The following is a 22,814-nucleotide window of genomic DNA, read 5'->3' as shown; positions in this document are numbered from 1 at the left end:
TAATTCTATGAGAAAAATAATATTATTTCTGTTTCTTGGAGTCGGTTTATTGGGTAGTTCACAACAGATGACCTTGAAAAAAGGTGTCGTAATCGATTCAATTGTGGTAAAGGATTCCATATCTGAAAGTTATTCCCTATTTCTACCTACCAGCTTTGAAATGGATAGGAATTGGCCCATACTTTTTGTTTTTGATATGGAAGGTCAAGGAAAAAGGGCCATACGTATGTTCAAGGGGGCGGCGGAAAAGCATGGGTATATTCTTGCGGCACCAAACAATGTAAATGATTCTTTGACCACTTCCCAGAATATCCTGATTACAGGAAGAATGTTCAATGATATTATTGGACTGTTGCCCATTCATAAGAATAGAACCTATAGTGCCGGCTTTGATAGTGGTGCCAGATTTGCATCAGTGCTACCTATTTTTGTAAGAGGTATAGCTGGCGTAATTTCCTGCGGCGCCGTATATCCCAATATGGATATATTGGATACGAACAATTTATTTCATTTTATAGGTATTGTAGGAAAGGAGGATTATGCCTATCCGGAAATGTTGGTTGGGAAGTCCCTTATGGGGCGTTTAAAATTTCCCAATCAATTATTGGTATTTAACGGGGGGCATGAATGGCCAGATACCAAATATCTTGGAAAGGCCTTGGAAATTTTCACTTTGTCAGCCATGGCTAAAGGGCAATCGGAGAATGATGAGGTTTATATAAATGATACGTATGCCCAAAATTTGGAGGAAATCAATCTTTTGATTAGATCCAACAGATTAATTCAGGCCGATAATTTATTGGATGAAGTTATGTCCGTATATAGGGTCTTGAAGGATACGGATTCCCTTAAAAAAATAAAGCGTGAACTTAAAAAAGATAAGCTTTTTAAGACCATGACACGCAATGAGAACAACACTTTATTGAAGGAGTCATTTATTAAGGAGGATTATGTATATTATTTGGAGGAGGATTTAGCAACCTATAATTATAATAATTTGGGTTGGTGGATTTATCAAATGGGTGAGTTGAAGAAATACGATAACAGTAAAATAGAGGCGGAAAGAGAAATGGGAAAACGTCTTTTGGGTTATGTAAATGCACTGATCGAAGATAATATAGATATAGTAAATTCCGGAAGTCAGGTAGATCAGGAAGTTCTGAGTCTGCTTTGGATGCTAAAGACGATAACGGATCCCTTGGACCATAGCTATTACCTCAAAATAATATCGAATAGTGCTAGAATGGAGGATTACGGAACCTCCCTGTTTTATTTGGAAGAATTATTAAAGAAAGGATATACGGACAAAGTTGAATTATATGGTTTGGAAAATACCGCTTTGCTACGTATAACCCCCGAATTCAATGACATTGTGGCCAAATACTTAAAAGATGCCCGTTACGAAACCATTGAAGAATAAGTAACTGTCCTAGGGGTAATTATGGCTTGTTGAAGGCTATTGATTCCTAGTGTCATTCCTCATCACATATTTAGTTCCGATTTCAGGGAAACGGACAAGGGCGAGGGTAACTATTTTTTAGATTTAAACTTTTTTACAAAAAAACTTCCATTAATAGTTTCGGATTTACTTCATAAACCGGCCTAAGGTAGGGTTGCTATCCAAAATTCTTTTATTCAGAAAAATGGATGTTGTATTTTTATGCCAAAAGTAGGAAAATGAAGCAATTATTTTTGGTTTTATTCTTATTGTCATTGAGCTGTAAGGAAAAGAGGTACCATGATCAAGAGGAAAAGAATACGGTGGAACTGGAGTCCGGGGCCATGGAGGATATTGTGCAATTTCAGAAAAAAATGAATGAAGAATTCAAGGATCCTGAAACCTCGCCCTTGCCGGATAGGTTTAGAAAGGATTTTACAACTTTGGATTTTTATGAGCCGGATACCACCTATAGGATTATCGCAAAATTCACTCGGACCCCCGAGGCCTTACCTTTTATGATGCCGACCACTACAGAACGACAGACGGAGGAGGTTGTTTTTGGGATTATAACTTTTAGTCTAAAAGGACGTACCCATAAATTGGAAGTTTATCAAAATCAGGAATTGATGCAACAGGAGAAATACAGGGATTATTTGTTTTTGCCCTTTGCGGACCTTACCAATGGGGAGGAAACTTATGGTGGGGGAAGATATTTAGACTTGACCATTCCCACAGGAGATACAATTCTTTTGGATTTTAATAAGGCCTATAATCCATACTGTGCTTACAATCCAAAATATTCCTGTCCGTTGGTTCCCAAGCAGAATAGGCTCGATATTGAGATTACAGCAGGGGTGAAGGCGTTTAAAAAGGAATGAAAATAAAAAGCCCCGCATTAAGCGGGGCTATAAATAATAAACTCAATTTTTTTAGAAAGAGTAAACGGCTGCTAGTACAAATGAGGATAAGCTCTTTTGTGGGGCCAAATCCGAATCTAGAAAATTAAAGGAATCATCTGATGCACTATCCAATCGCAACTCAGGCTTGATTATTAAATTGCCTATTGTGGCGCTACCTGTAAGAGTTACTGCAAAAACACTGGAATCTTCAACCCCAGTTCCAATGGCGCCATAGTCTCCTGTTTCTGTGAAATATTCACCTCTTAATCCTAAGGTAAAGTTATCAGAAGTAGCGTATTGTGGATAAAGAGCTACACCGGCAAAACCAATATCATCATTATCGTAAAGGGCCGCATTGACTCCTAAAAAGAATGATTCTGATAAATCAAATCCACCTGTGAAGTCAATTTCAAATGCCCCGTCATCAGCAAGGAAGTTTAGGAATTGACCACTATATCCCAATTGAGCACCGAAAGCATATTTCTCTGTAGGATTCAATTCAGTTTGATCGGTTGGGTTCATGATCGCCAACATTAAGCTAAAATCATCAGATAGGGCAAAGTCTGCTTTCAACCCAGTGTGGGAGAAAGGACCGTAAGAAAACAAGTAGGATGTACTGTAGTTAAAATTGGCAACAGGGGATATTACTTCGTAACCTAAGAAGGTGTTAAAGTTACCGAATGTCAATTTAACCGATTCGCTTAAATTCCAGTATACATACAATTGGTTTACAATGTTTCCGGTAGCTGAATATAAAGGAGAAGCAAAAATAGCATCTGTTCCTCTAGGTCCAAAAACAAGGTCGGCTACAAACCCAACATCTTCTCCTTCGTAAGCGGCAATCACATTGGCCATTCCTAAAGCAAAACCAGGCAAGTTGGCAAATGAAGATCCAGGAGCGGCATTAGGTAGGCCAGAAGTATCGTCAAAACCGTTGTCACCATTTAAGTTAGTTCTGTAGTAGGCATCAACACTTCCGCTTAGGCTAAATTTCTTGGCTTCCTCTTCGTCTTCTTGGGCGAAAGTTACTGTTGAGGCAAGGGCAAATGCTAGTAATAGTAAATTTTTTACGTATTTTGTATAAATAATCGTTTTCATAATTCAATTGTTTGTATCCTTTGTCTAAGGATGTTAGCTAATTATTGAGTATTGTGATGAAAAAAGGTTATTAACGGAGCGTTCTGCAAAACGCTCCGTTACCTTTTGTTTTGTTTATTAGTGTTGGTTCATTCTGAAGTCGGCATAAGCATCCATTCCGTGCTCATGTAAATCCAAGCCTTCCAATTCTTCTTCTTTGGAAACTCTGATACCAGAAGTTTTCTTGATTGCGAAAAGAATGATAAATGCAGTAACACAGCAGAAAACACCAGCTGCAGCTACTCCTGTTAACTGATATAAAAATTGTGTTACACCAGCTTTAACTCCAAAGATTCCTACTGCCAAAGTACCCCAGATACCACAGATAAGGTGCACTGCAACTGCTCCAACTGGATCGTCCAGTTTTAATTTGTCCACCAAGGCAACACCCAATACAATAACTGCACCTGCAATTAGACCTATAAGGATGGACTCGAAAGGAGACATTAAGTCAGCTCCGGCTGTAATTCCTACCAAACCGCCCAAGATACCGTTCAACATCATGGTAAGGTCATAGTTTTTGTAAAGAACTGTAGATAAAATAAAAGATCCTATACCACCTGCAGCTGCTGCCAAACAAGTTGTAACCAATACTATTGAAGTCCCAGCTGGATCTGCAGATAATACCGATCCTCCATTAAAGCCGAACCAGCCTAACCAAAGAATAAGTACCCCTGCTGCTGCCAAAGGAATGTTGTGTCCTGGAATTGCATTTGGTGTGCCATCTTCGTTAAATTTACCAATTCTTGGTCCTAATATATATATGGCAATTAAAGCTGCCCATCCTCCAACGGAATGTACCAAGGTAGATCCTGCGAAATCATGGAAACCTCCATCTTCACCACCTAGTGTGGAAAGGAATCCGCCACCCCATTGCCAAGATCCTACAATTGGATATACCAGACCTACATATACTATGGTGAATATCATGAATCCGCCTAGTTTAATACGTTCTGCTACTGCTCCAGAAACAATGGTAGCAGCTGTTGCGGCAAACATCGCTTGGAAAAGAAAGTCTGTCCAATAGGTATATCCTTCACTATAGGTAAGGTCCAAACTACCATCTGGGAGTATGGGGGCTTCAAGGCCGAATCCTGCAAAACCAAGATAGCCGTTGAAATCACCTGGATACATAAGGTTAAATCCTCCTATATAATATAGGAGTAATCCTATACAAATGATGAATACGTTCTTAAATAAAATGTTGATTGTGTTTTTTTGTCTGGTTAGTCCGATTTCCAAAAGTGAAAATCCTAAATGCATGAAGAATACGAGAGCCGTACATATCATCATCCAAACGTTATTTGCTGTAAATAATCCTACGTCCATGTTGTTGTTGTTTGTTGGTTCTTAATTTTTTTAGTTAATTCCTGCTTTTCCGCTTTCTTTTGTTCTGATGCGATAGGCTTCCAAAACTTCGGAAACGAAAATTTTACCGTCACCTACGTTGCCGGAATACGCTGTTTCCAGAATAGTGTTTACGGTAGTCTCCAAGAAATCGTCCGATATTACAATGGAAAGATACCTGCGTTGAATGTCGGATGTACTATAGGAAATGCCTCTATAGACATGACCTTCTTTTTCATTTCCAACTCCCGTTACGTCCCAGTAACTAAAAAAGTTTACTCCAATTTGATGTAACGCTTTTTTTACGTCATCAAATTTTGACTTCCTAATAATTGCCTCGATTTTTTTCATAATTGATTTATTATTTATGAGACAAAAATATATATTAAATGCATACCCCCCTATTTTTTAGGGGGTATATGCGTTAGAATTACATTTTATATAAAAATGCCCCATTTATTTTAAGGGTATAGTGATTCATAAAGATTATTATGTTGATTTGTTAAAACTTTTAACACTTGTTTTGGTCAAAAACTGAAAAAATCGCGTCTTTTCTGGTGTTTTACTATTGATAATGCAGGAAAATGACCAATTCCACCAAAATAAATAGAAAGGTCAATAAATGTGTTAAAAGATTTTGATGGGAGTTTATAACTTGGAAAACCAGAATCCCATAGCTACGGCAAGGATTCCAATTACAAGACTGGCAAGGGTATAAGCAGCAAAGTTGATGAGGTCCCCGGTTTTTAGAAAGGAGTGTTGTTCCAGGGCAAAAGTTGAAAAAGTAGTGAAGCCACCACAGAAGCCTGTAGTTAATAATAAGGTCTGATTGGCTGTAAGGAAATTGTTTTTAATAGAAAGTCCTAAGATAAAACCAATAAGCAGGCAACCTAATATATTCGCTATAAAAGTGCCGAGAAAAAAATTATGAAAAGTATTATTGAATGTTTTGCTTATTAAAAACCGTAAGCCGCTACCTAGGCCCCCTCCAAGAAAGACGAGTAGAAACTGCTTCATTTACATATTGCTTTTATTCCTTGGTCAAGGTAAATAAAATATATCATATATATAAAGGTCTCAATAATGGGCATAGTGTAATTGTAAATACTACCATAAAATAGTATTTAGGCAAAGGTGCATTAATTTTCTTTTAGACAAGAATTAAACTGCCTTCTTATATTTCGAGTTAATTAAATCTAGGGGGAAGATTACTGTAGTAGATTCTGAAATACTTTTGACGGACTTTTCTTTCTTTTTGGGGCTACTGTTAAAACTAACTAAAAAAAGTAATGCGTTTATGCCAATAAGAACTAATAAAATACTGAAAAAAGTTACCATACAACTAAGTGATTTAGTTACTTAACGCAAAATTACGTCATTTCGTACATTAAACGTTCTAAAAGTCCAATTTGTTATATGAGGGTGTTCTTTTTATGGGGAAGCAAAAATAAATGTTAATTTTTAAGGAAATATTTAATAAGGAATAATATTACTATGAATAATGTGAAGAAAAGTCCTACCCATTTAACGCCTTTGTAATTTTTTTCATGTAATTTTTTGTCTTTTTGATAGGATATCGCAGTAATTACTACAAAAGCGACAAAGAAAAGACCTGCAAAAATTAATTGTCCGGTACTGAACATATTTATATTTTTACGCAAATCTAACTTAAATAATTACAATAATGAAAAGTAAACTTAGTGCGGTAGAATTGTTTCATAATTCGTTTGGGTTGGGTGTTTCCAAAGAGATCAGGGCAGATTTGGGCAAGGATAAGAATTTACTTCGGTTTAATTTGATGGACGAGGAAAATAAGGAATATTTGGAGGCTGCAACCAACAACGATGTAGTTGAGGTGGCGGACGCCCTTGGTGATATGTTATATATATTGTGTGGAACTATACTGGAACATGGTATGCAATATAAAATTGAGGAAGTTTTCGAGGAAATACAACGGAGCAATATGAGTAAATTGGGAGAAGATGGCAAACCTATTTATAGGGAGGATGGAAAAGTGCTTAAAGGGCCCAATTATTTTAAGCCCAACTTGGTAGACATTTTGGATAAAAAATAGGGCATCGAATTTTGGGATGTACAATTGAATCAAAAAAAAAGCCCTTCATCTATTTATTACAGAAGAAGGGCTTTCTATAGGTGTAAATTTAATATTACTTGATATCCACTTGATATCTCCAGCCAAATTTATCTTCGGCCTTGTTATATTGTATGTCTGTAATACGCTTCTTTAAAATGGAGGCGTAACTATCTTTTATTTCCGGAAGGTCATAATCCTTTTCTTGGTAACCAAAAGTGGCGATAGGGGAGATTACCGCAGCGGTACCTGCTCCGAACATTTCTTTAAGACTACCGTTTTTTGAAGCTTCAACAACCTCCTTTACTGTAATTTTTCTAACCTCTACCGCTATGTTTTCGTCTTTGGCAATCTCTATAATGCTCTTTCTGGTTATACCGTCCAATATTCTATCGCTCGTAGGACTGGTAATTAAAGTATCATTTATTCGAACAAAAATATTCATGGCACCAGCCTCCTCAATATATTCGTGGCTGTTGTCATCGGTCCAAATTACTTGGTTATAACCCTTTTCAACTGCCAACTGTGTAGGGTAAAACTGTCCGGCGTAATTACCACCGGCCTTTGCAAAACCTACACCACCATTCGCCGATCTTGAATATTTCTCCTCTATCAAAACTTTTACCTTCCCAGCAAAATAGGAGGCCGATGGGGAACAGGCAATAATAAATTTGTATTCGTCCGAGGGGGAAGCATGGAATCCGCATCCAGACGCAAATACAAAAGGTCTAATATATAAGGAGCTTCCTTCGGCAGTTGGAATCCATTTATGATCCAATTTCAAAAGTGCCGTTAAACCGTCCATAAAGTAATTTTCAGGGAATTCCGGCATGGCAAGTCTTTTGGACGATATGTTGATCCGTTTTTGGTTTTCCAAAGGACGAAAGAGCCAGACATTTTGATCTTTGTCCTTATAGGCCTTCATTCCTTCAAAAACAGATTGTCCGTAATGAAAAATTTTAGCGGATGGGTCAAGCGTAATGGGTTGATAGGGAACTATTTTTGGTGTTTCCCAAGCGCCATTCTTATAATCGCAGACCATCATGTGATCTGTAAAATACTTCCCAAACGATAAATTATCAAAATCTACTTTATCAATTTTCGAGTCTTTAACTTTCTCAACTATTATTGAATTTGAAACAGTTTGCATAGAGATTTAATTTAAAGCAATAAAATTAAGCAAATATCATTAGTAGTACTTCTTTTTTCGTCTAAAAATACCCAGTTTTGTAAAGTGATTTAAATTCTGAATATTTTGAGGCAATTTAACATTTTGATTGTGATTTTTATGGTGTTTTCGGCTAGTGTGGCGCAAAATAAGACGTTGGTGCCGACCAAGACATCCTTAATTGACGAGAGTTATGAATATTTTGGAACTCAATTTGACGATTCCGACGCCTTAAGTAGTGGGGAAATGCTTGGGAATTATGAAAAAATGTCCAAAGCAGATAGGCTTGTATCCAAGTTTTCCGGTCTGGTAACGGAGGTTTGTAAGGCAAAAGGATGTTGGATGAAATTGCAATTGGGGAATGGCGAAGTAAGCATGGTTAAATTTAAGGACTATGGTTTCTTTGTACCACAGGAATTAGTGGGAAAAGAGGTTATTGTAAATGGTTTGGCCTTTGTTGAAGAAATGAGTATAACGGACCAAAGACATTTTGCCCGTGATGGGGGAAAATCTGAAGAGGAAATTGCTGCTATAATAAAGGTTGAGAAAAAATATGCTTTTGAGGCAGATGGAATACTGATAAAAGAATAATTTGAAAAGGAAAATCATAACTACCGCAGATGGTTCCAAAACCATTCAGATCGAAGATTGGAACGAACAGTACCATTCAATTCACGGTGCTGTACAGGAAGCTTATCATGTTTTTATAAAGCACGGTTTGTCCTTGTTCCGTGACCGACAATTGTCTATTTTGGAAATAGGCTTCGGAACGGGCTTGAATGCACTTATAACATTGGTGGAATCTGAAAAGCTAGGTTTGGATATAGCTTATAAAGGTGTAGAGGCTTATCCAGTACTCCCTGAAGAACTGGAGCAGTTAAACTATAGTGGGGCACTGGATGCAAAGGATTTTGAACAGCATTTTTTTAATATGCACCAAACTTCTTGGGAGCAATCACATCCAATATCGGCCAATTTTTCACTGATAAAACAGCAGATCGATTTTAAGGAAATTTCAGACGTTAATCTGTTTGATCTGATTTATTTCGATGCCTTTGGTGCCAGGGTGCAACCAGAACTTTGGACCGAGGAAGTTTTTGCCATTATGTTCAAGGCATTGAAAAAAGATGGGGTGTTGGTTACCTATTCGGCCAAAGGAAGTGTTAGGAGAGCTATGCAGGCTGTAGGGTTTGTTGTGGAACGTTTACCAGGGCCTCCAGGGAAAAGGGAAATGCTGAGAGCCTTAAAGGTTTCTTAATTGTTGTACTATTATTATGGATTACTTCACATCTCAAGGACTTGGACTGTTAAACCTAAACTAAATTCAATCATTTAAATCCTAAAAACCCATATATTTATATCAAAGTTGATAGAAAGAAAGCAAGGGTATGAAGGTTTTGATAACAGGTGCAACAGGTTTGGTGGGGAGTGAAATTGTGAATTTGTGCAAACAAAACAATATCTCGGTAAATTACTTGACCACCAATAAGGATAAAATCGTTTCCCAGACGGATTTTAATGGCTTTTACTGGAATCCGGAAAAAGATGAAATAGATGCAAATTGCTTCAATGGGGTAACTACAATAATCAATCTAGCAGGGTCCAGCATATCTAAGAGATGGACACGAAGCAATAAAAAAAAGATACTTAACAGTAGGGTAAAATCCCTGAGAACTTTGTTGGGGGCTATATCCAAAGTAGGAGCGCATAGTATTAAAACAATAGTGTCTGCTTCAGCAATAGGGATTTACCCCAATTCCCTTTCCCAATATTATAGGGAAGATGTAGAAGATATAGATGATAGTTTCTTGGGCGAGGTGGTATCTATTTGGGAGAAAGAGGTAGATGCCTTTGAAAAATTGAATATCCAAACTGCCAAGATTAGGATAGGATTGGTAATGTCCGATAAAGGAGGAGCATTGCCGGAAATGGCCAAGCCCGTAAAATATTATATGGGGGCTGCCATGGGTTCGGGCAATCAATGGCAATCTTGGATTCATCTTCAAGATCTAGGCCGGTTATTTCTACATGTAATTTCAAATGACCTAACGGGAATTTATAATGCGGTGGCCCCAAATCCGGTGACCAATGTTAAGCTTACCAAGGAAATTGCAAGAGTTTTGCAAAGACCTTTGTTTCTGCCCAATATTCCAAGAACACTGATGCGTTTGGTTTTAGGTGAAATGTCCTATTTGTTATTTGCCAGTCAGCGTGTAAGTAGTAAAAAAATTGAAGATTCGGGTTTTGATTTTATATATCCCAATATTTGCAGGGCATTGGAAAATATTTATTTGGACAAAGGAGAGTATAGGGCTATGGATGCGCTCTACCGGAATGAGTTTTTTTCATAGGCATAATAATCATAATAGTTTTTTGAGTTCTGAACATCCGCCATTGGCGGATGTTTTTTTATAAAGTTTAATGACATTATGACATTTTTAAAGAATTGGCAGTACTTTTGCCATTTGAAATTCGGAAGTATATAAATGTATTTTAAATGAGCAACGAAAATAAAACAGAAGAGATGGAAGATGATGTTCTGAACAATATAGAGAATCAAGAATCGGAACAAGACGGTTCATCTACCGGGGGCGGGGACTTTGATCAAAGAGAAGAACTTAGCCAGGAAGAGCAATTGCAGGAAGATCTGAATAAGGAAAAGGACAAGTTTTTACGTCTTTTTGCAGAATTTGAGAATTATAAAAGACGTACATCCAAGGAAAGAATGGATTTGTTTAAAACGGCAGGCCAAGAAGTTATTGTGTCATTACTGCCAGTTATTGATGATTTTGACCGTGCATTAAAGGAAATTACCAAATCGGAGGATCAGGAAATGTTCAAGGGCGTAGAATTAATAAGCAATAAATTCAAGGAAACCTTAAAAAATAAAGGTCTGCAAGAAATTGAAGTCAAGCAAGGTGACGCTTTTGATGCGGAAATTCACGATGCTATCACCCAAATTCCAGCTCCTAGTAAAAAGTTGAAAGGAAAGGTAGTAGATGTAGTAGAAAAAGGTTTTAAACTGGGTGATAAAATTATACGCCATCCAAAAGTGGTTGTTGGAAATTAAAAATATTTTATGAAGGAGGATTATTATGACATCTTGGGCATTGGGAAAAATGCTACAGCGGCTGAAGTAAAGAAAGCTTACCGGAAAAAGGCAATCGAGTACCATCCTGACAAGAACCCTGGTGATGCCAAGGCAGAGGAAATGTTTAAGAAAGCGGCCGAAGCCTATGAAGTATTAAGCGACCCTAATAAGAAAGCACGTTATGACCAGTATGGTCATGCAGCCTTTGAGGGCGGCGGCGGATTTGGCGGCGGTGGCATGAATATGGATGATATTTTTAGCCAGTTCGGTGATATTTTCGGCGGTGCCTTTGGCGGTGGAGGCTTTAGTGGCTTTTCCGGATTTGGTGGCGGTGGTGGCCAAAGACGTGTAAAGGGAAGCAATTTAAGAATCAGGGTTAAGTTGACCCTCGAGGAAATAGCGAATGGGGTTGAAAAGAAAATAAAAGTAAGGAGAAAAGTTCAGGCAGAAGGGGTAACCTATCAAACCTGCGGGACCTGTGGAGGTCGTGGACAGGTAACCAAAATAACCAATACAATTCTCGGAAGAATGCAGACCGCAGCTACCTGTAGTGCCTGTGGGGGAAGTGGACAAATTATTGATAAGAAACCTAGTGATGCGGATGCCAATGGACTAAAGGTTTCTGAGGAAACCGTGAGTATCAATATTCCTGCTGGGGTAGAGGATGGTATGCAGTTAAAAGTACCCAACAAAGGAAACGATGCTCCAGGAAATGGAGTTCCCGGGGATTTATTGGTGGCCATTGAGACAGAAGAGCACGATACGCTAAAGCGCGAAGGGGATAATCTTCATTACGACCTTTATATTAGTATTTCTGAAGCAGTTTTAGGTACCTCTAAAGAGATTGATGCCGTTGGAGGTAAGGTAAGGATTAAATTGGAAGCTGGGATTCAGTCCGGTAAAATCTTAAGGTTAAGAGGAAAAGGTATTACCAGTTTAAACGGCTATGGCAGTGGAGATTTATTGGTGCACGTAAATGTTTGGACACCAAAAGAATTAAATAAGGAGCAAAAGGATTTTTTCGAGCGTATGCAGAACAACGAAAATTTTGAGCCTAGACCCGAGAAATCGGATAAATCTTTCTTCGAAAAGGTCAAGGATATGTTCTCCTAGAAGAGCGATTACGGTTTTAAATAAAAAACGTATATTTGAGATAATATTGGGAAACCAGTATTATTTTCTTTTTCATAGCAATTTTTTTTCCCATCCTTGATTCGTTAAGGGTGGGTTTTGTTTTTTAGTGAAACCCCGTTTTTATAAGCCCCGAAGGGGTGCAATAAACACGGTTGGTTGAACTAATCCCGCCCTTTGGCGGGATCTTAACGTTATGCCGGGTGGGTTTTGTTAGTGAAATCCTGACTTTAAGAGCTTCAGGGAAGCGAATTAAAGTTGGATGGTTGAACTAATCCCGCCTTTTGGCGGGATCTCCTAGTAGGGATGTCCGTAAGCTCCGAAGGAGCGCAGTAAACACGGCCGGTTGAACTAATCCCGCCCTTTGGCGGGATCTCTTAGTAGGGATGTCCGAAAACTCCGAAGGAGCGCAGTAAACATGGTTGGTTGAACTAATCCCGCCCCTTGGCGGAATCTCAGCGTTGAACTTGGTAAGTTTTTTTGCTGAAACCCATTTCTATCAAGATTTTTTATTTGTAGCATAGGGTATTTTGGCATTTCTTATTTCGAAATTTTACGTAGTCCGCGGTTCATAATATTGTCATAGTTAAATAATGTGAAAAAGTATAATTTATAAATTTCCGGCCTATCTCTTAAATAGCAATTATATATCTTTGGGGAAATTGCATACATGAATAATATATTGGTCGCTAATGAGGTTTCCAAGCAGTTTGGGAGCCATATAGCTCTCAACAAAGTTTCATTGGAAATTCCCAAAAATAGTATCTACGGTCTGCTGGGACCCAATGGAGCTGGGAAAACCACATTGATACGGATAATTAATCAAATAATTTATCCGGATCATGGGGCAATTTTCTTTGATGGCAAGCCTTTGCAGGCCCAACATATTTCTATGATTGGATATTTGCCCGAGGAAAGGGGACTTTATAAAAGTATGAAAGTGGGGGAGCAGGCCCTATATCTTGCCCAGTTAAAAGGACTGTCCAAGGCCGATGCCAAAAACAGGTTAAAATATTGGTTCGATAGACTGGAGATCGGGGATTGGTGGAATAAGAAAATACAGGAACTCTCCAAGGGCATGGCTCAAAAGATCCAATTCATTGTTACAGTTTTACACGAGCCAAAACTTCTGATCTTTGATGAGCCCTTTAGCGGTTTTGATCCTATAAATGCCAATCTTATTAAAGATGAAATCCTTCAATTAAGGGATAAAGGCACCACCATAATTTTTTCTACGCACCGAATGGAATCTGTGGAGGAATTATGCGAGTATATTGCCTTGGTACACAAGTCCGAGAAAATATTGGATGGCAAACTTAGTGATATAAAAAAAGCATATAGGAATAATATTTATAAGGTAGGACTAGGTATACAAAGCGCCAACGGACTCTTGGAGGATCTAAAGGATAAATTTGAAATTCTATCTTCGGAATATGTAGACGATGGATTGCAACTAAATTTTACGGTGCAATTGCCCTCTGATGATACAGGTCCCTTTCTATCCCATTTATCGGGCAAGGCAAATGTCAACAATTTTATGGAGACAATTCCATCAGCAAACGACATATTTATAAGAACCGTTCAATCCAAATAATGTTTATGGGTAAGTTATCGCTCATCATAAAACGCGAATATTTAGCAAAAGTTCGAAATAAATCATTTGTGGTCATGACTTTTTTGAGTCCGATCCTCATGGTGGGAATGGTAGTTCTTATTGTGTATCTGACCAAGATCAATGATAACGAAATAAGGACTATTGGCATATTAAATGAAAGCAATTATTTTTCCACAGATTTTCAGGGAACGGAAAGCACTTCGTATGTAAAGTTTAAGGATATTGGCTTGGAGGCGGCGAAGGACTCTATTCAGAAAATGGGATTTTATGGCTTGCTTTACATTCCCAATGAACAGGACTTGGAACAAGTGGCAAGCAGGTCTTTCTTTTACAGCAAGGATGCTCCGGGTTCTTCTTTATTGGATAATTTGGAAGATGTGTTCGAAGACCGTTTACGTTTGCAGCGATTACAGGAACTAGGGGTGTCGGTATCCGATTTCGAGAGTGTGGGCAATAATTTTGAAATCAAGACTGCTACCTTTACCGGGGAACAGAACCTGAAGGGAATAACCGAAATCAAGGCGTTTATAGGTGGGGCATTTGGGTACCTGATCATGATGTTCATCATTATTTATGGTGGATTTGTTATGCGCAGTGTGATAGAGGAAAAAACAACTAGGATAATAGAAGTAATTATCTCTTCAGTGAAACCCTTTCAGCTTATGCTGGGAAAAATTATTGGGACCTCCTTGGCCGGAGTAACCCAATTTGCTATCTGGATTATTTCGGCTTTTGTAATGTTCGGTGTATTGATTCTTGTTTTCGACATTGATCCATCCGCCCTTAATTCCGGGGCAACTAATGCACCTGGTTTAATAGGGGGGGCTGCCTATGTGGCAGCATCAGATTCTGCCATGCAATTATATGCGAACGAACTTTTTAGGATACCTTGGATAATGCTTATTTGTTTTTTTGTGATCTATTTTGTCCTCGGCTACCTAATATATAGCTCAATATATGCGGCAATAGGGGCTGCGGTAGACAACGAGACAGATACACAACAGTTTATTTTTCCAATTATATTGCCATTAATGTTGGCCATTTATGTAGGTTTCTTTTCTGTCTTTAATAACCCTCATGGCCCTATTGCTGTAGGATTCTCATTATTTCCTTTAACATCACCTATTGTAATGCTCATGCGTCTACCGGGCGGTATCGGTGAAGGAGGGGTGCCAATTTGGGAGGTTGTGGTTTCTATTCTACTATTAATTATCACTTTTATCGGTATTGTATGGCTGGCGGCCAAAATATATAGGGTAGGGATATTGATGTACGGAAAAAAGCCTTCTTATAGGGATTTGCTTAAATGGCTGAAATATTAGTATGGAAGAACTAAAGAATTTTTTTAATGGCTTGAATGAATTCCTAAGCTATAAAATTTGGAATGGGGATAAGGTGGATATAACGGCAGCTACCTTTTTAACCATAATTATTTCAATAATTGTAGTAAACTTTTTCCTAAAACTGGTTCACAAACTGGTCACTGCAAAGTTGCCTGAAGAGGACAAGAATAAGTTTATCAGTGTTTTTGGATTTTTAAGATACTTGTTCTACATATTTGTGGTGTTGGTTATTCTGCATACCTCCGGGGTTAATCTCACCGTCTTGTTGACCGCGTCGGCGGCACTGTTTGTTGGTTTGGGATTTGCCCTTCAATATTTGTTCCAGGACATCATCTCCGGTATTCTGATTATAACAGATCAGTCCTTGCGCGTTGGGGATATTGTGGAGGTAAATCAAAAAGTAGGACAGGTGTTTGAAATACGATTAAGGACTACGAGGGCACTTACAAGGGATGACAAGGTAATTATAATTCCCAACCATCAATTTTTAACGGATAGCATTTATAATTATACTCAAAATCATAAAAGTACTAGGGAGAACGTTAAGGTTGGAGTGGCCTATGGAAGCGATGTTGTTTTGGTGACTAAAATTTTGGAAAATATCGCTAGTGAACAGAAAGGGGTCTTAAAAAATCCCAAGCCATTTGTTCTTTTTGAAGACTTTGGGGATTCTGCATTATTGTTTTCCATCAATTTTTTCATTAATGACAGTTATGGAGATCCAAAAATTAAAAGTGCTATGCGGTATATGATTGATGCTAAATTTAGGGAACATAATATAAGTATTCCTTTTCCTCAAAGGGATGTGCATATGTTTCAATCCCGTCCAATTCAAACAATGCAAGTCGAAAAAAAGGATGTTGGGAATGGGAATTAGAATAAAGGGTAGGGAATTCATATTGGGATTCTTATTGTCGATCAATTTTTGTCTTGCCCAAACACCGGATGTTTTTAGGTTGGAGTATATGCTAATGCCCAGAAATACGGCTGAAGCAAAGTTGTCCAGAATTAAATTGGTGGCCAACGTGCCAATTAAAGTGGGGAAGAACGACAATATTATTGTCGGGGGCGAATACAACCGCATTGAATACGATCTAAATCGTAGAACACCTTATGACGATGTAATCACAGAAACATTTCACGTGGCCGATTTAAATATGGCCTACATATTGCAATACAATACGGACTGGCGCTTTGTTGGGGTGTTAACACCTCGTTTATCGTCAACTTTGACCAACGATATTGGTCAAGGGGATGTCTCCGTGAACATGACCATAGGGGCGCTTCGGGATAGACCAAAAATTGAGAAACCAACACGCTTGGTATTGGGAATAGCCTATAACTCAACGGTAGCCATTAGAGTGCCTTTGCCCTTGGTCTATTTTGAAAAGAGGTTTCATCCCAATTGGGCATATGTGGTGGGGGCTCCAAAAAGTGGTATGAAGTACTTTTTTAACGATAATCATATGCTGCAAACGGAGTTTATTTTGGATGGATATTACGTAAATTTACAGAATACGGTGATTAGCTCGGATTCTGGTGTTGCCTCTTCCATTTCCACCTCGGTTGCTTTGTTTACATTGGGATACCAATATGCGGTGGCCAAAAATATTTTCTTTTATGGCTATGCCGGCCATACCTTGTTTCAGGCAGGTGTGCTGAGGGATGAAGACCGAAATGATATTTTTACATTGAACGATCAGCCTAGTTTCTATTTTAGAACAGGTTTTAGAATTGGAATTTAAAATACTTAATTATGTCTAGAATACTAGTTATAGAGGATGAATCGGCCATTAGAAGGGTTTTGGTAAAAATCCTTTCGGAGGAAAATGAAAACTATAAAGTAGAGGAGGCCGAAGATGGGTTGATGGGGTTGGAAACAATAAAAAAAGATGATTTTGATCTTGTACTGTGCGATATAAAAATGCCCAAAATGGATGGGGTCGAAGTTTTGGAAGCAGCTAGAAAAATAAAGCCCGAAATCCCCTTTATTATGATTTCCGGGCACGGAGACTTGGATACGGCAGTGAATACCATGAGGCTCGGTGCCTTCGATTATATTTCGAAACCGCCAGATCTAAACAGGTTGTTGACTACCGTGCGCAATGCCTTGGATAGAAAGGATTTGGTAGTGGAGAACAAGATCTTAAAGAAAAAAGTTAGTAAAAACTATGAAATGATCGGAGAAAGCAAAGAAATCTCCGTAATTAAGGAAATGATAGAGAAGGTGGCCCCAACCGATGCCAGAGTCCTCATTACGGGTTCCAATGGTACCGGTAAGGAACTTGTGGCCCATTGGATCCATGAAAAAAGCGAACGAAATGCCAATCCTTTAATAGAGGTCAACTGTGCGGCAATCCCTTCCGAATTGATAGAGAGCGAACTTTTTGGGCACGTTAAGGGAGCTTTTACGTCAGCTGTAAAGGACCGGGCCGGTAAGTTTGAGGCCGCCAATGGTGGAACTATATTTTTGGACGAAATAGGGGATATGAGCCTCTCTGCCCAAGCAAAGGTACTCAGGGCACTTCAGGAGAATAAAATAAGCAGGGTTGGGTCGGATAAAGATATCAAAGTAGATGTCAGAGTAGTGGCCGCAACCAATAAGGACCTAAAAAAGGAAATAGAAAACGGAAGGTTCCGTGAAGACCTATACCATAGGCTGGCCGTAATTCTTATTAAGGTTCCTGCCTTAAACGATAGAAGGGATGATATTCCTTTACTTATAAAGCATTTCTCCGAAAAAATAGCCTCCGAGCATGGAAGTGCGCCAAAAACATTTTCGGCAAAAGCCATTTCCCTATTAAAGGGGTATGATTGGACAGGGAATATTAGGGAGTTGAGAAATGTTGTAGAGCGCCTTATAATACTTGGGGGCAATGAGGTAAACGAGGAAGATGTAAAATCTTTTGCCAGTAAATAAACAACATTGGTTGTAATGGTGAAGGGCTAATTGGGTATCTATGGCTAAAGGTGATAATTAGCCGTTTGGGGATAAATCCCGCTTTATTTATCTATTTTTCAGCCTAATTCCTAGTTATTGCAACCGCTCAACTTTTTAAGGGCATTGGCAGCAATTTCCTTGGTTTTTAAGTTGTAATATTTTTTGCCTTCGGAAAGATTAGGTTTCATAAGTTGCTGTTCACAAATATTGTACACGTTTTGTGCAAATGCCGTGGCTTCCTTGCAGTCCACAGACTCTACCACCTTGTCCAAAGATTCCTTGAACTTTTCCAAAGCAATATCCACTTTGATTTCAAGGGTATTTTTATCCAGAGGTCTATGTGATTCTTTTTCAGCTATGGAAGTCTTGGTGTTCATGGCCAGAACATCATTATTGTACCTGCTATCATGGGAGTCGTGTTCGTCCAAGGCTTCCATACTTCCCAAAGCATTATCCAAAGCCTTTTTTAGTAATATTTTGACACTTGGTAGAGAGGTAGCCCTGGTAGCGTTGGTTAAGTTAACAGAACTTTCGTGTATAAGCTCCATGGCATGCTCGCAGCCGCAATCTTCTAATTGGGACTTGGATTTCACTATGGCGTTCAACGCTTTATAGGCAAAATATTTGGACATGTTAATGTCTTCGTTGGCTATTGCCTTTTCAGTTTGTGATTGGATGTAACCGATATTGGAACCGGCGTATTCACAGGCTTTGTTACTCTTAAAGGATGAAAAAATAAACAGCGCCAAAGAACAAACAGTTATAACGGAAAGTCTCATAAAGTAGGTTTTAGTTTATCGTTATACTGGGAAATATAACCTTGTAAAGGTAATCTTACGACTTTATTTTTTCATGATTTTTTCGATGAAGTACAGATATGGACTACTTTTTTAGACCAATTGAAGCTTTCTATGGATATACGGTTATTTTTTTCTACGGATTTCCTAATAAATGATCGATAAAGTCCCACAAGGTCTCTTATTTTACTTTGGAAAAGTAAAGGCAATTCCCTATTGTCAGAAACAGATTTAATGCCCTATAAATGGCATATGGCTTACGACAAGAGTTAATATTTTAGAAATCTCCAATAATTCCTATTACTTAAGGGATTCTAGCCTTATCTTTTAGGTAATATGAAAAATTTCATATATTTTTTGTTTTTAATTGCTCAATAATGGAGCACTAAAACTAATTCATGAAGAACATAGAAGCAGCGACTTATAGGGTTGATAGCGAAATTAAATTAGCAGATTTAAATACAAGGGAAGATTTGGAGTCCTTGGACAAAAAATTAAGGAAAGCGCTGGAAAGCGTTAGGATAGAGCTGGGGGAGTTTCAGGATACCATGTATGCCCATGGTAAATACAGCGTTTTAATTTGTTTACAGGGTACCGATACTGCAGGGAAAGATAGCTTGATCAGGGAAGTATTCAAAGATTTTAATGCCAGGGGAGTGGTAGTCCACAGTTTTAAGGTGCCAACAGAATTGGAATTAAAGCACGACTATATTTGGCGGCATTATATTGCCCTGCCTGCCAAGGGAAAATTTGGGGTTTTTAACCGCACACATTACGAGAATGTTTTGGTAACCAGGGTGCATCCGGAATACATTATGAACGAACATATTCCTGGGATCCATAGTGTAGATGACATAGATCAAAGTTTTTGGGACAAACGCTTTGAGCAAATAAATAATTTTGAACGCCATATTGCAGAAAATGGAACTATTATATTTAAATTTTTTCTGCATTTGTCCAAAGAAGAGCAGCGACAACGCTTATTACGCAGGTTGGAATTAAGGAAGAAAAATTGGAAGTTCTCCCCTGGGGATTTAAAGGAAAGACTTATATGGGATCAGTACCAAAAATGCTATGAAGATGCACTTAACAATACTTCAAAACCGCATGCCCCTTGGTTTGTTATTCCTTCGGACAACAAAAAGGCTGCCCGCTTAATAGTTGCTTCTATTTTATATGAAGAGTTAAAAAAATACAAAGATATAAGGGAACCGGAACTGGATGATAAAATAAAAGCTAATTTAGAACAATATAAAAAACAACTGGAAAACGAATGAGGTATTTATTGCTGGTATTTTTACTAATTACAACTCAGATTGAAGCGCAGGACAATGATCAAAAACAAATTAATGAAATATACAATACGGCCCTTACCAATGGAAAGGGCTATGCTTGGTTAAATTATTTATCCAATCAGATTGGAGGAAGGCTTTCAGGTTCTTTACAGGCACAGAAGGCCGTGGATTACACAAAAAAAGTTCTGGATACCATGGGGTTGGACCGCGTTTGGCTTCAGCCCGTTAAAGTCCCAAAATGGGTGAGGGGAACACCGGAATTTGCTTATATAGAGAGCGATCCCGGATTGACCAACAATGTTCCTATTTGCGCTTTGGGCGGATCTGTAGCAACCCCCTTTGGCGGTATAAAGGCCGGGGTTGTAGAGGTGCAGGGGATCGAAGGCTTAAAAGTATTGGGGAAAGAGAAAATTCAAGGTAAGATCGTATTTTTTAATAAAGCCATGGACCCAACCAATATTAACACCTTTATGTCCTACAAGGGCTGCGGGGACCAACGATATTCAGGTGCGGCAGAAGCGGTCAAATACGGGGCTGTAGGGGTTATTGTAAGATCGTTGAACCTTAGATTGGACGATTTTCCCCATACGGGTGCTATGAGTTATGGAGACACACCAATGGAAAGCAGGATTCCCGCTGCGGCCATAAGTACCAATGGGGCAGAACTGCTAAGTGCTACCTTGAAACTTAATCCGGGCATAAATTTTTTCTTTAGACAAAATTGTAAAATATTGCCAGATGTAGATTCCTATAATGTAATTGGGGAAATAAAAGGGAGTATCTATCCAAATGAAATTTTGGTAGTGGGAGGACATTTGGATTCCTGGGATTTGGGTGATGGTTCACATGATGATGGTGCCGGATGTGTGCAGAGCATGGAAGTACTGAGGTTGTTAAAGGCTACAGGATATAGGCCTAAACGCACCATACGTGTGGTGCTCTTTATGAACGAGGAAAACGGGCTTCGTGGCGGTACCACCTATGCGGAGCAGGCGTCCAAAAATAATGAGAAACATATTTTTGCCCTCGAAAGTGATTCCGGTGGTTTTACGCCTCGTGGATTTTCTTTTGATTGCAATCAGGCCAATTTTAAGCAGGTCGAGGGTTGGAAAAGTTTGTTTGAACCCTATTTGGTACATCTGTTTGTAAAAGGCGGGAGTGGAGCGGATATTGGACCGTTAAAAAATGATAATATTGTTTTAGCGGGATTAAGACCTGACAGTCAGCGGTATTTTGATCATCACCATTCTGCAAACGATACCTTTGCCCATGTAAATAAAAGGGAATTGGAACTTGGAGCTGCCTCTATGGCCAGTTTAATCTACCTCTTTGATCAATATGGCATTAAATAGTTACTGCCTCTAACGATAGGCATAGGACCTGGCGGAAGGAAGTTTATTGTGTATAATGCTTGTAAGAGGCTAGATTAATGTTTTCTAATCTACAGAGCTTTTTATAAACAGAAAACTTATCCTTACCTTTGCGGACTAATTAAAAAACAGCGATATGCAAGACGGAATTTACGCAAAATTCAATACTTCGAAAGGAGAAATACTGGTAAAGCTTACCCATGATAAAACCCCTGGGACTGTGGGTAACTTTGTAGCCTTGGCGGAAGGTAATCTAGAAAATAGTATCAAAGCTCAAGGTAAGCCTTATTACGATGGATTAAAATTCCATAGGGTTATTCCGGATTTCATGATTCAAGGTGGCTGTCCACTGGGAACTGGGACGGGTGACGGAGGTTATAAATTTGATGATGAATTTCATCCAGACCTTACTCATGACGGACCTGGTGTACTATCCATGGCCAATGCCGGTCCAGGAACAAATGGAACCCAATTTTTTATTACGCATGTAGCTACTCCTTGGTTAGATAACAAGCATACCGTTTTTGGGCGCGTAGTAGAAGGTCAGGATGTTGTGGATGCTATTAAACAAGGTGATAAAATAGAAAGTTTAACCATAGAAAGAATAGGTGAAGAAGCTGATAAATGGAATGCGGTAGAAGCTTTTAGGACTTTTGAGGGTTCAAGGGAAAAAAGACTTGCCGAGGAAAAGAAAAAACTAGCTGCTGAATTGGATAAGGTAGCCGCAGGCTTTAACGAAACTGAAAGCGGACTTAGATATAAAATTGTTCAAGAGGGAAAGGGAGCCAAATCTGTCAGCGGAAAAAATGTTTCCGTGCATTATGAAGGATCTTTGTTGAACGGTCAAGTTTTTGATTCTTCCTATAAGAGGAAGGAACCTATTAGTTTTCAATTAGGTGTAGGCCAGGTAATTCCAGGATGGGATGAAGGCATCGGCCTATTGAAGGTTGGGGACAAGGCCAGGTTTGTAATTCCTTCTAATTTGGCCTATGGAAGTGCAGGCGCTGGAGGGGTTATTCCACCAAATGCCACCCTTATATTTGACGTTGAATTAATGGGGATAGGATAAGATCCCCATTCCTATAAAAAAAAGGCCCTAAGAAATTAGGGCCTTTTTTTTACTATGGCTGTCCCGTCCTAAAATAAG

The 22,814-nt window shown here is 38.7% G+C and carries 22 protein-coding genes; 16 read left to right on the top strand and 6 right to left on the bottom strand.

All coding sequences use genetic code 11. From position 1 onward, the window contains the following. Positions 1–7: 7 nt before the first annotated feature. Entirely contained in the window at positions 8–1,420 is a 1,413-nt protein-coding gene (locus tag KO529_RS14510; RefSeq protein WP_215948604.1) for an alpha/beta hydrolase, read from the top strand. A 257-nt stretch (positions 1,421–1,677) separates the two neighbouring features. Beyond that, positions 1,678–2,319, top strand: coding sequence for a DUF1684 domain-containing protein (locus KO529_RS14505; protein WP_215948603.1), 642 nt, complete (start codon positions 1,678–1,680; stop codon positions 2,317–2,319). 51 nt (positions 2,320–2,370) lie between these two features. Here the strand turns inward: KO529_RS14505 and KO529_RS14500 are convergent, their stop codons facing one another. From KO529_RS14500 to crcB, 4 genes are all read right to left on the bottom strand, one after another. Then, a complete protein-coding gene (locus KO529_RS14500; RefSeq protein WP_215948602.1) occupies positions 2,371–3,438 on the bottom strand; it encodes an outer membrane beta-barrel protein in 1,068 nt (355 codons plus the stop codon). A gap of 117 nt (positions 3,439–3,555) precedes the next feature. Next, complete coding sequence (locus tag KO529_RS14495; RefSeq protein ID WP_215948601.1) at positions 3,556–4,806, bottom strand: ammonium transporter; 1,251 nt, start codon at positions 4,804–4,806, stop codon at positions 3,556–3,558. 30 nt (positions 4,807–4,836) lie between these two features. After that, on the bottom strand, positions 4,837–5,175 hold the full coding sequence (locus tag KO529_RS14490; protein WP_111625191.1) for a P-II family nitrogen regulator: 339 nt from the start codon (positions 5,173–5,175) through the stop codon (positions 4,837–4,839). Between the two features lie 297 nt (positions 5,176–5,472). Next, a complete protein-coding gene (gene crcB / locus KO529_RS14485) occupies positions 5,473–5,841 on the bottom strand; it encodes a fluoride efflux transporter CrcB (RefSeq protein ID WP_215948600.1) in 369 nt (122 codons plus the stop codon). 667 nt (positions 5,842–6,508) lie between these two features. Here crcB and KO529_RS14480 point away from each other — a divergent pair. Further along, the gene (locus KO529_RS14480; protein ID WP_215948599.1) at positions 6,509–6,898 is read left to right on the top strand and encodes a nucleoside triphosphate pyrophosphohydrolase family protein; all 390 of its coding nucleotides are present in this window, start codon (positions 6,509–6,511) and stop codon (positions 6,896–6,898) included. 94 nt (positions 6,899–6,992) lie between these two features. Here the strand turns inward: KO529_RS14480 and KO529_RS14475 are convergent, their stop codons facing one another. Then, on the bottom strand, positions 6,993–8,066 hold the full coding sequence (locus tag KO529_RS14475; protein ID WP_215948598.1) for a branched-chain amino acid aminotransferase: 1,074 nt from the start codon (positions 8,064–8,066) through the stop codon (positions 6,993–6,995). Positions 8,067–8,171: 105 nt separating this feature from the next. On the opposite strand from KO529_RS14475, the gene KO529_RS14470 reads away from it, so the two are divergent. The 10 genes from KO529_RS14470 (at position 8,172) to KO529_RS14425 (ending at position 18,184) form a co-directional block, all read left to right on the top strand. Beyond that, positions 8,172–8,675 (top strand): DUF4920 domain-containing protein, encoded by a 504-nt coding sequence (locus tag KO529_RS14470; protein ID WP_252734423.1) that lies wholly within the window; start codon positions 8,172–8,174, stop codon positions 8,673–8,675. Position 8,676: 1 nt separating this feature from the next. Beyond that, positions 8,677–9,342, top strand: a complete 666-nt coding sequence (gene mnmD, locus KO529_RS14465) for a tRNA (5-methylaminomethyl-2-thiouridine)(34)-methyltransferase MnmD (RefSeq protein WP_215948597.1) — start codon at positions 8,677–8,679, stop codon at positions 9,340–9,342. Between the two features lie 130 nt (positions 9,343–9,472). Further along, the gene (locus KO529_RS14460) at positions 9,473–10,435 is read left to right on the top strand and encodes a TIGR01777 family oxidoreductase (RefSeq protein ID WP_215948596.1); all 963 of its coding nucleotides are present in this window, start codon (positions 9,473–9,475) and stop codon (positions 10,433–10,435) included. Positions 10,436–10,581: 146 nt separating this feature from the next. Further along, on the top strand, positions 10,582–11,154 hold the full coding sequence (locus KO529_RS14455; protein WP_215948595.1) for a nucleotide exchange factor GrpE: 573 nt from the start codon (positions 10,582–10,584) through the stop codon (positions 11,152–11,154). 9 nt (positions 11,155–11,163) lie between these two features. Then, positions 11,164–12,288 (top strand): molecular chaperone DnaJ, encoded by a 1,125-nt coding sequence (gene dnaJ, locus KO529_RS14450; protein ID WP_215948594.1) that lies wholly within the window; start codon positions 11,164–11,166, stop codon positions 12,286–12,288. 688 nt (positions 12,289–12,976) lie between these two features. Continuing rightward, entirely contained in the window at positions 12,977–13,900 is a 924-nt protein-coding gene (locus tag KO529_RS14445) for an ABC transporter ATP-binding protein (RefSeq protein WP_215948593.1), read from the top strand. A 5-nt stretch (positions 13,901–13,905) separates the two neighbouring features. Beyond that, on the top strand, positions 13,906–15,243 hold the full coding sequence (locus KO529_RS14440; RefSeq protein ID WP_215948592.1) for an ABC transporter permease: 1,338 nt from the start codon (positions 13,906–13,908) through the stop codon (positions 15,241–15,243). 1 nt (position 15,244) lies between these two features. After that, complete coding sequence (locus KO529_RS14435) at positions 15,245–16,141, top strand: mechanosensitive ion channel family protein (RefSeq protein WP_215948591.1); 897 nt, start codon at positions 15,245–15,247, stop codon at positions 16,139–16,141. Further along, entirely contained in the window at positions 16,131–17,009 is an 879-nt protein-coding gene (locus KO529_RS14430) for a DUF6268 family outer membrane beta-barrel protein (RefSeq protein WP_215948590.1), read from the top strand. The genes KO529_RS14435 and KO529_RS14430 overlap by 11 nt, the downstream gene beginning before the upstream one ends. 11 nt (positions 17,010–17,020) lie before the next feature. Next, the gene (locus KO529_RS14425; RefSeq protein ID WP_215948589.1) at positions 17,021–18,184 is read left to right on the top strand and encodes a sigma-54-dependent transcriptional regulator; all 1,164 of its coding nucleotides are present in this window, start codon (positions 17,021–17,023) and stop codon (positions 18,182–18,184) included. Positions 18,185–18,294: 110 nt separating this feature from the next. Here KO529_RS14425 and KO529_RS14420 read toward each other — a convergent pair whose 3' ends face one another. Further along, the gene (locus tag KO529_RS14420) at positions 18,295–18,984 is read right to left on the bottom strand and encodes a hypothetical protein (protein ID WP_215948588.1); all 690 of its coding nucleotides are present in this window, start codon (positions 18,982–18,984) and stop codon (positions 18,295–18,297) included. Positions 18,985–19,400: 416 nt separating this feature from the next. On the opposite strand from KO529_RS14420, the gene KO529_RS14415 reads away from it, so the two are divergent. The 3 genes from KO529_RS14415 (at position 19,401) to KO529_RS14405 (ending at position 22,736) form a co-directional block, all read left to right on the top strand. After that, positions 19,401–20,279 carry a PPK2 family polyphosphate kinase gene (locus KO529_RS14415; RefSeq protein WP_215948587.1) on the top strand — a complete coding sequence of 293 codons (879 nt, stop codon included), beginning with the start codon at positions 19,401–19,403 and terminating at the stop codon, positions 20,277–20,279. Then, positions 20,276–21,649, top strand: a complete 1,374-nt coding sequence (locus KO529_RS14410; protein WP_215948586.1) for a M20/M25/M40 family metallo-hydrolase — start codon at positions 20,276–20,278, stop codon at positions 21,647–21,649. Before KO529_RS14415 ends, KO529_RS14410 begins: the two co-directional genes overlap by 4 nt. A 154-nt stretch (positions 21,650–21,803) precedes the next feature. Beyond that, positions 21,804–22,736, top strand: coding sequence for a peptidylprolyl isomerase (locus KO529_RS14405; protein ID WP_215948585.1), 933 nt, complete (start codon positions 21,804–21,806; stop codon positions 22,734–22,736). Positions 22,737–22,814: the final 78 nt, after the last annotated feature.

This window comes from Arenibacter algicola (assembly GCF_018860365.1).
Lineage (GTDB): Bacteria > Bacteroidota > Bacteroidia > Flavobacteriales > Flavobacteriaceae > Arenibacter > Arenibacter algicola_B.
The sequence above is the reverse complement of the archived record's forward strand: the minus strand, read 5'-3'. Positions and strand labels throughout refer to the sequence as shown.

Coding starts and splice junctions, on each gene's coding strand:
- KO529_RS14455 (WP_215948595.1), top strand. CDS start 10,582: ATGAGCAACGAAAATAAAACAGAAGAGATGGAAGATGATGTTCTGAAC.
- KO529_RS14495 (WP_215948601.1), bottom strand. CDS start 4,806: ATGGACGTAGGATTATTTACAGCAAATAACGTTTGGATGATGATATGT.
- KO529_RS14440 (WP_215948592.1), top strand. CDS start 13,906: ATGGGTAAGTTATCGCTCATCATAAAACGCGAATATTTAGCAAAAGTT.
- KO529_RS14405 (WP_215948585.1), top strand. CDS start 21,804: ATGCAAGACGGAATTTACGCAAAATTCAATACTTCGAAAGGAGAAATA.
- KO529_RS14425 (WP_215948589.1), top strand. CDS start 17,021: ATGTCTAGAATACTAGTTATAGAGGATGAATCGGCCATTAGAAGGGTT.
- KO529_RS14415 (WP_215948587.1), top strand. CDS start 19,401: ATGAAGAACATAGAAGCAGCGACTTATAGGGTTGATAGCGAAATTAAA.
- KO529_RS14480 (WP_215948599.1), top strand. CDS start 6,509: ATGAAAAGTAAACTTAGTGCGGTAGAATTGTTTCATAATTCGTTTGGG.
- KO529_RS14445 (WP_215948593.1), top strand. CDS start 12,977: ATGAATAATATATTGGTCGCTAATGAGGTTTCCAAGCAGTTTGGGAGC.
- KO529_RS14435 (WP_215948591.1), top strand. CDS start 15,245: ATGGAAGAACTAAAGAATTTTTTTAATGGCTTGAATGAATTCCTAAGC.
- KO529_RS14490 (WP_111625191.1), bottom strand. CDS start 5,175: ATGAAAAAAATCGAGGCAATTATTAGGAAGTCAAAATTTGATGACGTA.
- KO529_RS14500 (WP_215948602.1), bottom strand. CDS start 3,438: ATGAAAACGATTATTTATACAAAATACGTAAAAAATTTACTATTACTA.
- KO529_RS14410 (WP_215948586.1), top strand. CDS start 20,276: ATGAGGTATTTATTGCTGGTATTTTTACTAATTACAACTCAGATTGAA.
- dnaJ (WP_215948594.1), top strand. CDS start 11,164: ATGAAGGAGGATTATTATGACATCTTGGGCATTGGGAAAAATGCTACA.
- KO529_RS14510 (WP_215948604.1), top strand. CDS start 8: ATGAGAAAAATAATATTATTTCTGTTTCTTGGAGTCGGTTTATTGGGT.
- KO529_RS14505 (WP_215948603.1), top strand. CDS start 1,678: ATGAAGCAATTATTTTTGGTTTTATTCTTATTGTCATTGAGCTGTAAG.
- KO529_RS14430 (WP_215948590.1), top strand. CDS start 16,131: ATGGGAATTAGAATAAAGGGTAGGGAATTCATATTGGGATTCTTATTG.
- KO529_RS14460 (WP_215948596.1), top strand. CDS start 9,473: ATGAAGGTTTTGATAACAGGTGCAACAGGTTTGGTGGGGAGTGAAATT.
- KO529_RS14475 (WP_215948598.1), bottom strand. CDS start 8,066: ATGCAAACTGTTTCAAATTCAATAATAGTTGAGAAAGTTAAAGACTCG.
- KO529_RS14420 (WP_215948588.1), bottom strand. CDS start 18,984: ATGAGACTTTCCGTTATAACTGTTTGTTCTTTGGCGCTGTTTATTTTT.
- crcB (WP_215948600.1), bottom strand. CDS start 5,841: ATGAAGCAGTTTCTACTCGTCTTTCTTGGAGGGGGCCTAGGTAGCGGC.